Source organism: Pseudomonas sp. NPDC090208 (genome assembly GCF_044746785.1).
In the GTDB taxonomy this organism is placed as follows: domain Bacteria; phylum Pseudomonadota; class Gammaproteobacteria; order Pseudomonadales; family Pseudomonadaceae; genus Aquipseudomonas.
The window spans coordinates 42,344-55,878 of record NZ_JBIVCU010000019.1 but is presented as its reverse complement, the minus strand read 5'-3'; the positions used below and the strand labels follow the sequence as shown (position 1 = coordinate 55,878).

The 13,535-nt window shown below is 62.3% G+C and carries 12 protein-coding genes; 3 read left to right on the top strand and 9 right to left on the bottom strand.

From position 1 onward, the window contains the following. Window positions 1-115 precede the first annotated feature (115 nt). The 3 genes from ACIPL0_RS25635 to ACIPL0_RS25625 all read right to left on the bottom strand — a co-directional run bounded on the left by ACIPL0_RS25635 (window position 116) and on the right by ACIPL0_RS25625 (window position 2,637). Entirely contained in the window at window positions 116-889 is a 774-nt protein-coding gene (locus tag ACIPL0_RS25635; protein ID WP_400600913.1) for a MetQ/NlpA family ABC transporter substrate-binding protein, read from the bottom strand. Window positions 890-955: 66 nt separating this feature from the next. Then, window positions 956-1,630 carry a methionine ABC transporter permease gene (locus ACIPL0_RS25630; RefSeq protein WP_400600915.1) on the bottom strand — a complete coding sequence of 225 codons (675 nt, stop codon included), beginning with the start codon at window positions 1,628-1,630 and terminating at the stop codon, window positions 956-958. Further along, on the bottom strand, window positions 1,630-2,637 hold the full coding sequence (locus ACIPL0_RS25625; protein WP_400600917.1) for a methionine ABC transporter ATP-binding protein: 1,008 nt from the start codon (window positions 2,635-2,637) through the stop codon (window positions 1,630-1,632). Before ACIPL0_RS25625 ends, ACIPL0_RS25630 begins: the two co-directional genes overlap by 1 nt. A gap of 390 nt (window positions 2,638-3,027) precedes the next feature. On the opposite strand from ACIPL0_RS25625, the gene katE reads away from it, so the two are divergent. Beyond that, window positions 3,028-5,187: a catalase HPII gene (gene katE, locus ACIPL0_RS25620; RefSeq protein WP_400600918.1), complete on the top strand. Its 2,160-nt coding sequence runs from the start codon at window positions 3,028-3,030 to the stop codon at window positions 5,185-5,187. Between the two features lie 148 nt (window positions 5,188-5,335). Here the strand turns inward: katE and ACIPL0_RS25615 are convergent, their stop codons facing one another. The 4 genes from ACIPL0_RS25615 to ACIPL0_RS25600 all read right to left on the bottom strand — a co-directional run bounded on the left by ACIPL0_RS25615 (window position 5,336) and on the right by ACIPL0_RS25600 (window position 8,281). Then, the gene (locus tag ACIPL0_RS25615) at window positions 5,336-6,049 is read right to left on the bottom strand and encodes a PA5502 family lipoprotein (RefSeq protein ID WP_400600920.1); all 714 of its coding nucleotides are present in this window, start codon (window positions 6,047-6,049) and stop codon (window positions 5,336-5,338) included. Between the two features lie 156 nt (window positions 6,050-6,205). Then, on the bottom strand, window positions 6,206-6,988 hold the full coding sequence (gene znuB, locus ACIPL0_RS25610; RefSeq protein ID WP_400600922.1) for a zinc ABC transporter permease subunit ZnuB: 783 nt from the start codon (window positions 6,986-6,988) through the stop codon (window positions 6,206-6,208). Then, window positions 6,981-7,799 (bottom strand): zinc ABC transporter ATP-binding protein ZnuC, encoded by an 819-nt coding sequence (gene znuC / locus ACIPL0_RS25605; protein WP_400600923.1) that lies wholly within the window; start codon window positions 7,797-7,799, stop codon window positions 6,981-6,983. Before znuC ends, znuB begins: the two co-directional genes overlap by 8 nt. Next, window positions 7,799-8,281: a Fur family transcriptional regulator gene (locus tag ACIPL0_RS25600; protein ID WP_400600925.1), complete on the bottom strand. Its 483-nt coding sequence runs from the start codon at window positions 8,279-8,281 to the stop codon at window positions 7,799-7,801. The genes znuC and ACIPL0_RS25600 overlap by 1 nt, the downstream gene beginning before the upstream one ends. Window positions 8,282-8,338: 57 nt before the next feature. Between ACIPL0_RS25600 and znuA the strand changes: the two genes are divergently transcribed. Continuing rightward, a complete protein-coding gene (znuA, locus tag ACIPL0_RS25595) occupies window positions 8,339-9,271 on the top strand; it encodes a zinc ABC transporter substrate-binding protein ZnuA (RefSeq protein WP_400600927.1) in 933 nt (310 codons plus the stop codon). Between the two features lie 121 nt (window positions 9,272-9,392). Here znuA and ACIPL0_RS25590 read toward each other — a convergent pair whose 3' ends face one another. Next, entirely contained in the window at window positions 9,393-10,343 is a 951-nt protein-coding gene (locus ACIPL0_RS25590) for a homoserine kinase (RefSeq protein ID WP_400600929.1), read from the bottom strand. 33 nt (window positions 10,344-10,376) lie between these two features. Continuing rightward, complete coding sequence (locus tag ACIPL0_RS25585) at window positions 10,377-10,667, bottom strand: DUF2782 domain-containing protein (RefSeq protein ID WP_400600931.1); 291 nt, start codon at window positions 10,665-10,667, stop codon at window positions 10,377-10,379. Window positions 10,668-10,741: 74 nt separating this feature from the next. Between ACIPL0_RS25585 and polA the strand changes: the two genes are divergently transcribed. Further along, a complete protein-coding gene (polA, locus tag ACIPL0_RS25580) occupies window positions 10,742-13,507 on the top strand; it encodes a DNA polymerase I (RefSeq protein ID WP_400600933.1) in 2,766 nt (921 codons plus the stop codon). Window positions 13,508-13,535 lie beyond the last annotated feature (28 nt).

The window sequence follows — 13,535 nt, the reverse complement described above, 5'->3', positions numbered from 1 at the left end:
AACAGCGGTGGGTCAGAAAAATCAACGTCGACTGACACACCGCCGTTCGCCAGCAAGCCGGCTCCCACAATGAGCAGTGAGTTCGCCACATGAGCTGCGGCGAACTCGGGATGAATCAGAACGCCGGAACCACGGCGCCTTTGTACTTGGTTTCGATGAACTGCTTGGTCTCGGGGCTGTGCAGCGCGGCGACCAGTTTCTGGATGGCCGGTGCGTCCTTGTTGTCCTCGCGGGTCACCAGGATGTTGGCGTACGGCGATTCCTGACCTTCAATGATCAGCGCATCCTTGGTCGGGTCCAGCTTGGCGGTCAGCGCGTAGTTGGTGTTGATCAGCGCCAGATCGACCTGCGTCAGCACACGCGGCAGGGTCGCTGCTTCCAGCTCACGGAATTTCAGCGCTTTCGGGTTCTGCTGCACGTCGCTCGGCTTGGCGGTGATGCTGGTCGGGTCTTTCAGGGTGATCAGACCGGCCTTGACCAGCAGCAGGAAGGCGCGGCCTTCGTTGGTGGCGTCGTTGGGCAACGCAACGGTGGCGCCGTCCGGCAGGTCGGCGAGGTTCTTGATCTTGTCCGAGTAGGCGCCGAACGGTTCGACGTGGACCTTGGCGACGCTGACCAGATGGGTGCCCTTGCCCTTGTTGAACTCATCCAGGTATGGCTGGTGCTGGAAGAAGTTGGCGTCCATGCGCTTCTGATCGACCTGCACGTTCGGCTGAATGTAGTCGTTGAAGACTTTCACGTTCAGGGTCACGCCTTCTTTCGCCAGCGCCGGTTTGACGAATTCGAGGATCTCGGCGTGCGGCACGGCGGTGGCCGCGACGGTCAGGGTTTCGTCGGCGTGGGCAGACAGAGCGGTCACGGCAGCGAAGACAGCCAGCAGTTTTTTCATGTGTTTCGACTCCTTGAATGCGCGCCCCTTGGCGCGCATGTGCCGGCCTGTGGCCGGCGAATTCAATCAACGGTGTGAGAAGTGGGCGACCAGCTTGTCGCCGACGGTTTGCAGGATCTGCACCAGCACCAGCAGCAATACGACCGTCACGAACATCACATCGTTCTGGAAGCGCTGGTAACCGTAGCGAATCGCCAGGTCGCCCAGGCCACCGGCGCCCACGGCACCGGCCATGGCGGTGAACGACACCAGCGCAATCGCGGTGACGGTGATCGCCGCCAGAATGCCCGGACGTGCCTCCGGCAGCAGCGCCTTGACGATGATCTGCCGGGTGGTGGCGCCCATCGCCTGAATCGCTTCGATGATGCCGCGGTCGACTTCGCGCAGCGCGGTTTCCACCAGACGCGCAAAGAACGGCGTGGCACCGGCGATCAGCGGCGGCAGAGTGCCGAGAATGCCCAGCGACGTGCCGGTGATGATTTCGGTCAGCGGCATCATCACGATCAGCAGAATGATGAACGGCAGCGCTCGCAGCATGTTCACGATCAGGCCGACGGTGGCGTAGACCGGCTTGTTTTCCAGCAACTGGCGCGGCGAGGTGAGGAACATCAACACGCCCAGGGGCAGGCCCAGCAGCACGGTGAAGGCCAGCGACACGCCGAGCATGATCAGGGTATCGCCGGTGGCGACCCAGATTTCATACCAGTCGACGTTGGAAAACAGGTTAAGCAAAGTGTCCATCAGCGCAGGACCTCCATATGAACGTCCGCAGCGGTGAAGCGGGCAAAGGCCGCGTCCATGTCACCGCCGGTGATGGCCAGGGTCAGTTGCCCGTAAGGCGTGTCCTTGATGCGGTCGATGCGGCCGGCCAGGATGCTGTAGTCCACGCCGGTTTCCCGGGCAACGGTACCCAGCAGCGGCGCGTAGGTCGCTTCACCCTGGAAGGTCAGACGCACGATGCGGCCCTGCACATGGGCGAAGTCGGCGTTCTGCTCATTCTCGTCGACCTGCTCGTCTTCCTGTACGAAGCGGCGGGTGGTCGGGTGCTTGGGGTGCAGGAACACATCGGCGACTGCGCCCTGCTCGACGATCACGCCGGCATCCATCACCGCCACTTGATCGCAGACGCGACGGATCACGTCCATTTCATGGGTGATCAGCACGATGGTCAGTTTCAGCTCGCGGTTGATCTCCGCCAGCAATTGCAGCACCGAGGCCGTGGTCTGCGGGTCGAGGGCACTGGTGGCCTCGTCGCACAGCAGGATCTTCGGCTTGGTTGCCAGCGCACGGGCAATGCCGACGCGCTGCTTCTGGCCGCCGGACAATTGCGCCGGGTACTTCTTCGCATGGTCGGACAGGCCGACCCGCGCCAGCAGTTCAGCCACGCGCTGGTCGATCTGCGCGCGGGACATGTCGCCGGCCAGGGTCAGCGGCATGGCGACGTTGTCGGCCACGGTCTTCGATGACAGCAGGTTGAAGTGCTGGAAGATCATCCCGACTTGCTGGCGGAAGCCGCGCAGGCCGTCGGCATCAAGGGCGGTGACATCCACGCCGTCGACCACGATCTGGCCGCCGCTGGGGGCTTCCAGACGGTTGATCAGGCGCAGCATGGTGCTCTTGCCGGCGCCGGAGTGGCCGATCAGGCCGAACACCTGGCCATTCTCGATCTTGAGGCTGGTGGGGTGCAGCGCGGGGATTTCCCTGTCGGCAACCCGATAGGTTTTATGGACGTTATGAAACTCGATCACTTAGCGAACCTTGTGGGGGCGCGGTAGAAATTCTGCGTGCGAGCATGCTCAAGCACGCGGCGGCGCGACATCTGTTGTCGCCGTCTGTCGCCTCGGCTGGATAAACCGGGCGCGCATTTTAGCCTGTCGGGCCGGGCTTGAGCCCAGACTTCTTAGCATTTATTTCATGGCTGACCTGCCGAACGGTCATATCGATGGCATGTACCGGGCTGATGCAACGTTAGTCCAACGTTCGGAAAAAACACGGAACGGCGATTTTTCTCCTCAGTCACTTGAATAGCGCTGCGATTTCCCCGGTTTGTCGGGGCGTTCGCGGCTTCTGAGCTCATACCGTCTTTCGCCTGCGGAAGATCGAGAAAAGAGCCGCCTGAACCGAGGAGTTTCTGTCTGATGGCTACCAAGAAATCCAACCCCGCAAGCACCACCGGCAAAAGCGAACTGGCCGGCACCGACACACCGGATCGCGGTAACAGCAACGCCAAGCTCGACGCGCTGGAGATGTTCCGCTCCGATGCCACCGGCCAGGCCCTGCGCACCAATCAGGGGGTCAAGGTTGCCGATAACCAGAACAGCCTGAAGGCCGGGGCGCGCGGCCCGTCGCTGCTGGAAGACTTCATCATGCGTGAGAAGATCACGCACTTTGACCATGAACGCATTCCCGAGCGCATCGTGCATGCCCGTGGCACCGCAGCCCACGGCTACTTTCAGAGCTACGAGAACCATTCGGCGCTGACCAAGGCCGAATTCCTGCGTGACCCGGGGAAGAAAACCCCGGTGTTCGTGCGCTTTTCCACGGTGCAGGGGCCGCGCGGCTCCGGTGACACGGTGCGCGACGTGCGCGGCTTCGCGGTGAAGTTCTATACCGGCGAAGGCAATTACGACCTGGTCGGCAACAACATGCCGGTGTTCTTCATTCAGGACGCGATCAAGTTTCCCGACTTCGTCCACGCGGTGAAACCCGAGCCGCACAATGAAATCCCCACCGGTGGTTCGGCCCACGACACCTTCTGGGATTTCGTTTCGCTGGTGCCGGAATCCGCGCACATGGTGCTGTGGGCCATGTCCGACCGGGCCATCCCGAAAAACCTGCGGAGCATGCAGGGCTTTGGCATCCACACCTTCCGGATGATCAACGCCGAGGGCAAATCCTCGTTCGTCAAATTCCACTGGAAACCCAAGTACGGCACCTGTTCGCTGCTGTGGGACGAGGCGCAGAAACTTGCCGGCAAGGACACCGACTACCACCGCCGTGACCTGTGGGAGTCCATCGAGTCCGGCGATTACCCCGAATGGGAGCTGGGCGTGCAGATCGTTGCCGAGGAGGACGAGCACAAGTTCGACTTCGACCTGCTCGACCCGACCAAGATCATCCCTGAAGAAATGGTGCCGGTGACGCCGCTGGGCAAAATGGTGCTGAACCGCAACCCGGACAATTATTTCGCCGAAACCGAGCAGGTCGCGTTTTGCCCGGGCCACGTGGTGCCCGGCATCGACTTCTCCAATGACCCGCTGCTGCAGGGCCGGCTGTTTTCCTACACAGACACGCAGATCAGTCGACTGGGCGGGCCGAACTTCCACGAAATCCCGATCAACCGCCCGGTGTCACCGAATCACAGCGGCCAGCGCGATGCGCAGCACCGCATGACCATCGACCGTGGGCGGGCGTCGTACGAGCCGAACTCCATCGACGGCGGTTGGCCGAAAGAAACTCCGGCGGCAGCGCAGGACGGCGGTTTCGAGAGTCATCAGGAGCGCATCGAGGCGCACAAGGTGCGTGAGCGCAGCCCGTCGTTCGCCGACCACTTCTCCCAGGCCACGCTGTTTTTCAACAGCATGAGCGAGCACGAGAAGGAACACATCATCGCCGCCTACAGCTTCGAGCTGGGCAAGGTCGAGCGTGAGCACATCCGCGTGCGCCAAGTGAACGAGATTCTCGCCAATATCGACCTGACCCTGGCCAAGCGGGTCGCGGAAAACCTGGGCCTGCCTGCGCCGAAAGGTCCTACGGCCAAGGCGAAGAAATCCGGTAAGCCCACGGTGGACAAGTCGCCGTTGCTCAGCCAGACCAACCTGCTTGCGGGCGATATCGCTTCGCGCAAAGTGGCGATTCTGGTGGCCGACGGTGTGGACGACAAAGCCGTGGCGGCGATGAAAGCGGCGCTGGAAGCAGAGGCGGCCCACGCCAAAGTGCTTGGCCCGACCTCGGCGCCGGTCAAGACGGCGGGCGGCAAGACGCTGGCGGTGGATGCGTCCATGGAGGGTTTGCCGTCGGTGGCCTTCGACGCTGTGTTCATCCCCGGCGGTGCGGCGTCGGTGAAAGCGTTGAGCGGCAACGGCGTGGCGCTGCATTACGTGCTGGAGGCCTACAAACATCTGAAGGCCATCGCTTATGCGGGAGATGCCAAGTCGCTGATCGACACGCTGCACCTGGAGGGCGATGCAGGTTTGCTGGCGGTGTCGGACAAGCCATCGTTCAAGGTGTTTTTCGAAGCGATCCGCCAGCACCGGGTGTGGGCGCGGGAGCCGAAGGCCAAGGCGATTCCGGCCTGAATTGTAGGAGCTGGCTTGTCCTGCGACCGGCGGGGAACCCGTCGTAAAACCGGTGAATGCGGTATGTCTCTCAACCGCGTTCTCGGGATTTACTGCCGGTGCCCGGCAGGTCGCGGGACAAGCCGCGCTCCTACAATGCGCGTGTGTCTCAGGATTTCGCCGGCTTGAGGATGATCTGAGCCGGTTCGGTCTTCACGATGTCGCGCTGGATCTGCAACTCGAAATCCGAGTTGATCTTCGCCACGCGCTTGCTCAGCAGGGTCGCCAGCCACGGGTAATCGTCAGTGCGCGGCACCTGCACGGTGACATCGCAATCGAATGCGGTGATATCGGCGGCGATGTCGTTCAATTGTTTGCGCAATTGCTTCATGTCGCCGATTTTCAGCTCCACGGTGCTGCTTTCCACCGTTGGATCGATGACCTTGGCGATGCGCCGGGCTTCTGCCGCTTTCAATTCGGCTTCTGCCTTGTCCAGCTCGGCCTTGCGCGCGTTGGCGATGGCGCCGTTGACGCCGCTGGTCAGCGCCGGGGCCTTGGGCATCAGCGCGCGGGCGCGGCTCAGGGCCGTGGCGGCGGCGTTGACGTCACCCTTTTGCAGCACGATCTGGCTGCGGGTCAGATACGCCTCGGCCAACTGACGCTGGTATTGCTCCAGGCGCGGGTCATCGGGGGATTTGCTTTGCAGCGCGGCCAGCTGATCTTCGGCGGTGGCCAGCTCGCTGCTGGCGATGTTCTGTTCCAGTTGCTCGTAGGCATCCGGAGCCTTTACAGGCTCTGGCTGTTCCACGGGCTTGCTCTGGCAGGCCGTCATCAGGACGGAAAATGCAGCAAGCAGCAGATAACGGGAGGCGAACGGCTTCATTCCTGCGATTCTCTAAGTGCGCAAAAAACGAGCAAGTCTACACATAAGTGCCTTGCACCGAAAACAACGGATCACGGGGCGGCGACCCGTGCTCAATCATTGCACATTGCCGCCATCGATGATTGCGCAGTATGACCGTTCTGGGAAGACAAGGTTCTACCGCTTGGGCAAAAGGAAGCTCAGCAAAAACAGCGCTGCGGCGCAGACCACAATGGACGGGCCGGCCGGCGTGTCCTTGAACCACGACAGCGCCAGGCCGCCGCATACCGCGAGGATGCCGAGCAGGCTGGCACCGAGTGCCATTTGCTCCGGCGAACGGGCGTGGCGTTGTGCCGCAGCGGCGGGGATGATCAGCAGCGAAGTGATCAGCAGCACGCCGACGATCTTCATCGCCACGGCGATCACCACGGCGATCAGCAGCATCAGGGTCATGCGCAGGGTCGCTACTGGCAGGCCCTCCACCGTGGCCAGCTCTTCATGCACGGTGATCGCCAGCAGCGGACGCCACAGCGCGCAGACCAGCGCGAGCACCGCCGCGCTGCCGCCGAGAATCCACGCAAGGTCGGTCGGGCTGATCGCCAGCAGATCACCGAACAGATAACCCATCAGGTCGATACGCACATCGCGCATGAAGCTCAGTGCCACCAGGCCCAGCGACAGCGTGCTCGGCGCGAGAATCCCCAACAGCGTGTCGGACGCCAGCGGCTGGCGCTGTTGCAGGGTGACCAGCAGAATCGCCAGCAACAGACAACCGACGGTCACCGCGATGGTCGGGCTGATGTCCAGCAGAAAGCCCAACGCCACACCCAGCAGCGCGGCGTGGGACAGCGTATCGCCGAAATAGGCCATGCGCCGCCAGACCACGAACGAGCCCAGAGGGCCGGCGACAACGGCCAGTGCGAGACCGGCGAGCAAGGCATACAGAATAAAGTCAGCCATGCTTGCAGCTGTCCCCGTGGTTGTGGTCGTGAGGGTGCGAATGGTCATGGCCGTGATCGTGGGCTGACGCAGGCGCCGCCTCACACACTTCGCCATGCAGGTCGTGGGCGTGATCGTGATGGTGGTGATAAATCGCCAGACTCGGCGCGTGCTGACCGAACAGCTCGACGAACGCCGGATCGTTGCTGACGTGCTCGGGATGCCCGGAGCAGCAGACATGGCGGTTCAGGCAGACCACCTGATCGGTGGTGCTCATCACCAGATGCAGATCGTGGGACACCATCAACACGCCGCAGTGGTGACGGTTGCGCAACTGTGTGATCAGCGCGTACAGCTCGGCCTGTCCGGCCACGTCGACGCCTTGTACCGGCTCGTCGAGCACCAGCAATTCGGGTTCGCGCAACAGGGCGCGGGCCAGCAGCACGCGCTGCATTTCGCCGCCGGAAATACCCTGCAACGGGCTGTCGATGACTTTTTCGGCGCCGACTTCGACCAGTGCAGCCATGGCTGTTTCACGGTCGACCCCCGGTACCAGACGCAGAAAGCGCAGCACCGACAGCGGCAGCGTGGCATCGACATGCAGTTTTTGCGGCATGTAGCCGATGCGCAATTTCGGCTTGCGCCAGACGTCGCCCGAATCCGGCTTGAGCAGGCCGAGCACCGCGCGCACCAGGGTCGTCTTGCCGGCGCCGTTGGGGCCGATCAGGGTGACTATTTCGCCGGGGCTGACGCTCAGCTGAATCTTTTCCAGCACGCTCTGCCCGGCGCGGGTGACGCTGACGTCCTGCAGACGGATCAGTGCGTCGCTCATCAGGCGGCCTTGCAGCCGGCACACACCCCTACCACTTCGACGGTCTGGGTTTCGACATCGAAACCGACCTCGTTGGCCGCGTTGACGATGGCGGCGCTGATGGACGGATGCTGCAGCTCGATGGCGGCGTGGCAGACGCGGCAGATCAGGAACTGTCCCTGATGGGCGTGAGTCGGGTGGTTGCAGCCGGCGAAGGCGTTCAGCGAGGTGATGCGATGAACCAGGCCGTTTTCCAACAGGAAATCCAGCGCGCGGTACACGGTCGGCGGCGCAGCACGGCGGCCGTCTTCTTCGCTGAGCACGGCAAGAATGTCATAGGCGCCCAGCGGCTTGTGACTTTGCCAGACCAGCTCCAGCACGCGGCGGCGCAGCGCGGTCAGGCGCAGGCCTTTGCTGGCGCACAGCTCATCGGCTTCAGCGAGTGCGGAGTGCACGCAGTGAGAATGATCGTGGGGGCGACTGGCCAGTGGTGTTTTCGACATGGGCGGCGACGGCTTTTGTGAGAGACGTTATTATGTTACCCGTTCCTGCCCCCATGAGTGGTCATCGTGTCCCGACTTTTTTTACTTTTTGTCGTATTTATCACCGGATTCTCCACCCTCAGCTCCGCCCAGGCCGATGTTCGCGTGCTCACCAGCATCAAGCCGCTGCAACTGATTGCAGCGGCCGTGCAGGACGGCGTCGCGGTGCCGGAAGTGCTGCTGCCACCGGGTGCGTCGCCACATAACTACGCGCTGCGACCTTCCGACGTACGGCGTGTGCAGGACGTCGACCTGCTGTACTGGATCGGCCCGGACATGGAAACCTTCCTGCCGCGCGTGCTCAACGGCCGCAGCAAGGAAAGCGTGGCGGTGCAGTCGCTGCCGGGCATGCAACTGCGCCATTTCGTCGCCGGTGAAGGGCACCATGACGACGATGATGATGACGAACATGACCACGATCACCGCCCCGGCAGCCTCGATGCGCACCTGTGGCTGTCGTCGGTCAATGCGCGGGTGATTGCCGCGAAAATGGCGGCCGACCTGAGCCAGGCCGATCCGGCCAATGCTGCCCGCTACGAGAGCAACCTCAAGACGTTCGATGCGCAGATGGATGCCATGGACGCGAAAATCAAACAGCGTGTGGCGAAGATCACCGACAAGAAGTTCTTCGTGTTCCACGAAGCCTTCGATTACTTCGAAGACGCCTACGGCCTCAAGCACGCCGGTGTGTTTGCCGTCAGCAGCGAAGTGCAACCGGGTGCCCAGCACGTTGCGGCGATGCGCGCGCGGTTGGCGGAATTCGGCAAGACCTGCGTGTTCAGCGAGCCACCGTTGCGGCCAAAACTGGCCGACACCCTGAGTGCGGGCTTGCCGGTGAAACTGGCGGAACTGGATGCGCTGGGTGGCTACACACCCGCCACTGCCCAGGGTTATGAGCAGTTGTTGACCAAACTGGCGAATGATCTGGCGGGGTGTCTGGAAGGGTTGTAACCGTTACAAAACCTGTGGGAGCGAATTCATTCGCGAAGCGGTGGAACATCCGAAAGATATGTATCGGATGTTCCGGCCAATCGCGAATGAATTCGCTCCCACGCAAGCAGATCGGCGTCTACTACAACGCAAACGGCAACGGAATATGCGTCTCCTGACGCTGTTCCAGACGCTTGCGGAACTCGTCCGGGTCGTGGATCAACACGTCCTGACCGGCAAACGTCTCGGCGGCAATCAGGCGTGACAGCCAGAACCGCACGCACGCCACCCGCAGCATCGCCGACCACAGCTCGGCTTCCGCTGCCGTGAACGGTCGCAGCGCCGCGTAGGCGCCCAGCAACGCGCGGGCCCGTGGCGCATCGATGCTGCCGTCTTCGAACGAACACCAGTCATTCACCGAAATCGCCACGTCGTACAGCATCGGCCCGGAACAGGCGTTGTAGAAATCGATCACGCCGGTCAGGTGAGTGCCTTCGAACAGCGTGTTGTCGCGGAACAGGTCGGCGTGCAGGTTGGCCCGTGGCAACGCCAGAATGTTCGCTTTCAGACGACCGATTTCCTCGACGGCGCGGGTCAGCAGCGCGCCTTGTTCGGCGTCCAGGTGGGAAATGAAATTGCTGCCTTCTTCCAGCATCCAGTCCAGACCACGGTCGGTCTTGCGCTCGATGATGCGGTCGCGAGTGGCCAGGTGCATGTGCGCCAGCAACTCGCCGATCTGCGCGCAATGCTGGGTGTTCGGCTCGGTCGGGTGTTTGCCCGACAGGCGCGGTTGCAGCAGCGCCGGCTTGCCTTTCAGCTCGCGCAGGGCCTGACCGTCGGTGGTGCGCAGGGCGTACGGCACCGGCAGGTCGGCGTCGTGCAGGACGTCCAGCAGTTCGATGAAGAACGGCATTTCCTGCACCGGCCCGCGCTCGACCAGGGTGAGCACGAACTCACCCTGTTCCAGACTGATGAAGAAGTTGGTGTTTTCACTTCCGGCGGCAATGCCCTGAAAGTCACGCAGACGGCCGAGCCCGTACGGGGCGAGAAAGGTTTCCAGCTCGGGCCGAGCCAGGGGCGTAAAAACGGACATAAAAGACTGCCAGCAAAAAGTGAATGGTGGACGTTACCAGCTGAATAATACCCATTGGGGGATCAGCATGTCTGGTTGGTCCGCTCGGATGAACTGACCGCTTGTGCCATCGGCGCGCACCAGATAGTACGGTTTGCCGTATTTCGGCGTGATTTTTACCGCATACACGAATCCGTTCGACTTGTATTCCTGGATGAAATTGTCACCGTCCTTGCGGATCGTGACGTCAGGTTCAGCGGAAGGGGCATCGTCCTCGGCTGCCATCGCCATCAGCGGGCAGGCGAGCATGAGAGCGACCAGTAACAAGCGATTTTGCGTACGCATGATAACCTTGCTCCTTTGTCGTCAACGGTCCTCGCATTCTAGCGCCGACCCCGCCGAAAAGGTTGATCCTGCACATGACTCTTGCCCCTCTCGTCCTGGTGGACGGTTCTTCCTACCTCTACCGCGCCTTCCACGCGCTGCCGCCGCTGACCACCTCCAAGGGTTTGCCAACCGGAGCGGTCAAGGGTGTGCTGAACATGCTCAAGAGCCTGCGCAAGCAATACCCCGACAGCCCGTTCGCCGTGGTGTTCGACGCCAAGGGCGGGACCTTCCGTGACGAGATGTTCGCCGATTACAAGGCCAACCGCCCGAGCATGCCCGACGACATGCGCGTGCAGATCGACTATCTGCACAACTGCGTGAAAGGCCTGGGCTACCCGCTGTTGTGCGTCGAAGGCGTGGAAGCCGACGATGTCATCGGTACGTTGGCACGCAGCAGTGCGGCGGCGAACCGCCCGGTGATCATTTCCACCGGCGACAAGGACATGGCGCAGCTGGTCGATGCGCACATTACGCTGGTCAACACCATGACCGGTAGCGTGATGGACGTGGCTGGCGTGAAGGAGAAATTTGGCGTCGGTCCCGAGCACATCATCGATTACCTGGCGCTGATGGGCGACAAGGTCGACAACATTCCGGGCGTGCCCGGTGTCGGCGAAAAGACCGCGACCGGTCTGCTGGTGGGCATCGGCGGCGGCCTGAAAGAACTCTACGAAAACCTCGACAAGGTGCCGACTCTGGCGATTCGCGGGGCGAAGTCGCTGCCGGCCAAGCTCGAAGAACACAAGGAAATGGCCTTCCTGTCCTACCAGCTGGCGACCATCAAGATTGATGTGCCGCTGGATATCGAACTAGACGCTCTGCACTGCGGCGAGCCGGACCGCGAGGCGCTGCTGGCGCTGTACACCGAGCTGGAGTTCAAGAGCTGGATCACCGATCTGCAGCGCGAAGCCAAGCAGGCCGGCAGCGAGATTGCCCCGGTCGAAGACGCGGCGCCGGCGCTGGAAGCGCAATATGAGCTGATTCTGGAGCAGGCCCAGTTCGACGCCTGGCTGAAGAAGCTCGAAGCGGCCAAGTTGTTCGCCTTCGTCGTGCAGAGCAATGGCATCGACGCCCAGCGCGCGCAGATCGTCGGCCTGTCGTTCGCGATCAAGACCCACGAAGCCTGCTACATCCCGCTGACCCACTCGTACATGGGCGTGCCGCAGCAACTGGACCGCGACGCCGTGCTCAAGGCGCTCAAGCCGCTGCTGGAAGATGCCGGCAAGACCAAGGTCGGCCAGCACGCCAAGTTCGCCATCAATCTACTGGCCAACTGCGCCATCGACGGCGATCAGAACCAGGGTATCCACGTACAGGGCGTGAAATTCGACACCATGCTCGAATCCTACGTGCTCGACTCGACCGCCACCCGCCACGACCGTGACAGCCTGGTGGCGAAGTACCTCGATCACACGCCGATGAATTTCCAGGACATCGCCGGCAAGGGCGCCAAGCAGCTGACCTTCGATCAGATCGCGCTGGAGCAGGCGTACACCTACTCCGCCGAGGAAGTCGACCTGACCCTGCGCCTGCACGAAATCCTGCAGGACAAACTGGCGAAGACGCCAAGTCTGGCGCCGGTGCTCAACGACATCGAAATGCCGCTGATGCCGGTGCTGGCGCGCATCGAACGTCAGGGCGCGCTGGTGGATGGCAAGTTGCTGGGCATCCAGAGTGTCGAGCTGGGCAACAAGATGACCGAGCTTGAGCGTGAGGCGTTCGAGATCGCGGGCGAGGAGTTCAACCTCGGCTCGCCCAAGCAACTGGGCGTGATTCTCTACGAAAAACTCGGCATGCCGATCATCAGCAAGACCGCCACCGGTCAGCCGTCCACAGCCGAAGCGGTGCTTGAGGAACTGGCCGAACAAGGTTTCCCGCTGCCCAAGGTGCTGATGCAGTACCGCTCGGTGACCAAGCTGAAAAGCACTTACACCGACCGCCTGCCGGAGCAGATCAACCCGCGCACCGGGCGTATCCACACCTCTTACCATCAGGCCGTGGCCGTCACCGGGCGCCTGTCGTCCAGCGACCCGAACCTGCAGAACATCCCGATCCGTACCGCCGAAGGCCGGCGGATTCGTCAGGCGTTCGTCGCGCCGAAAGGCTACAAGCTGCTGGCGGCGGACTACTCGCAGATCGAACTGCGGATCATGGCTCACCTGGCCAAAGACGAAGGCCTGCTGCACGCCTTCCGTAACGACCTGGACGTACACCGGGCGACCGCCGCGGAAGTGTTCGGCGTCGAGCTGACGGAGGTGACCAATGACATGCGCCGCAGCGCCAAGGCGATCAACTTCGGCCTGATCTACGGCATGAGCGCGTTCGGCCTGGCCAAACAGATCGGCGTCGACCGCAAGCAGTCGCAGGCTTATGTGGATCGCTACTTCGCCCGTTACCCCGGCGTGCTGGAGTACATGGAGCGCACCCGCACCCAGGCGGCCGAGCAAGGTTTCGTCGAAACCATTTTCGGCCGTCGCCTGTACCTGCCGGACATCAACGCCAAGAACCAGGCCCTGCGCAAAGGCGCCGAGCGCATGGCGATCAACGCGCCGATGCAAGGCACCGCAGCCGACATCATCAAACGCGCCATGGTCGCGGTGAACGGCTGGCTGGAATCTTCCGCTCTGGATGCCCGCGTTATCCTGCAGGTTCACGACGAACTGGTGCTGGAAGTGCGTGAGGATCTGGTCGAGCAGATCAGCCAGGAGATCCGCGTACACATGAGCGGCGCGGCAGATCTGGACGTGCCGCTGCTGGTGGAAGTGGGAGTGGGCGATAACTGGGATGAGGCGCACTGATCTCAGCGCTCCCACACAACCTGTGGGA

Excerpts from the sequence above, each read along its gene's own strand:
- ACIPL0_RS25635 (WP_400600913.1), bottom strand. The coding sequence starts at position 889 with ATGAAAAAACTGCTGGCTGTCTTCGCTGCCGTGACCGCTCTGTCTGCC.
- ACIPL0_RS25630 (WP_400600915.1), bottom strand. The coding sequence starts at position 1,630 with ATGGACACTTTGCTTAACCTGTTTTCCAACGTCGACTGGTATGAAATC.
- katE (WP_400600918.1), top strand. The coding sequence starts at position 3,028 with ATGGCTACCAAGAAATCCAACCCCGCAAGCACCACCGGCAAAAGCGAA.
- ACIPL0_RS25615 (WP_400600920.1), bottom strand. The coding sequence starts at position 6,049 with ATGAAGCCGTTCGCCTCCCGTTATCTGCTGCTTGCTGCATTTTCCGTC.
- znuB (WP_400600922.1), bottom strand. The coding sequence starts at position 6,988 with ATGGCTGACTTTATTCTGTATGCCTTGCTCGCCGGTCTCGCACTGGCC.
- znuC (WP_400600923.1), bottom strand. The coding sequence starts at position 7,799 with ATGAGCGACGCACTGATCCGTCTGCAGGACGTCAGCGTCACCCGCGCC.
- ACIPL0_RS25600 (WP_400600925.1), bottom strand. The coding sequence starts at position 8,281 with ATGTCGAAAACACCACTGGCCAGTCGCCCCCACGATCATTCTCACTGC.
- ACIPL0_RS25590 (WP_400600929.1), bottom strand. The coding sequence starts at position 10,343 with ATGTCCGTTTTTACGCCCCTGGCTCGGCCCGAGCTGGAAACCTTTCTC.
- ACIPL0_RS25585 (WP_400600931.1), bottom strand. The coding sequence starts at position 10,667 with ATGCGTACGCAAAATCGCTTGTTACTGGTCGCTCTCATGCTCGCCTGC.
- polA (WP_400600933.1), top strand. The coding sequence starts at position 10,742 with ATGACTCTTGCCCCTCTCGTCCTGGTGGACGGTTCTTCCTACCTCTAC.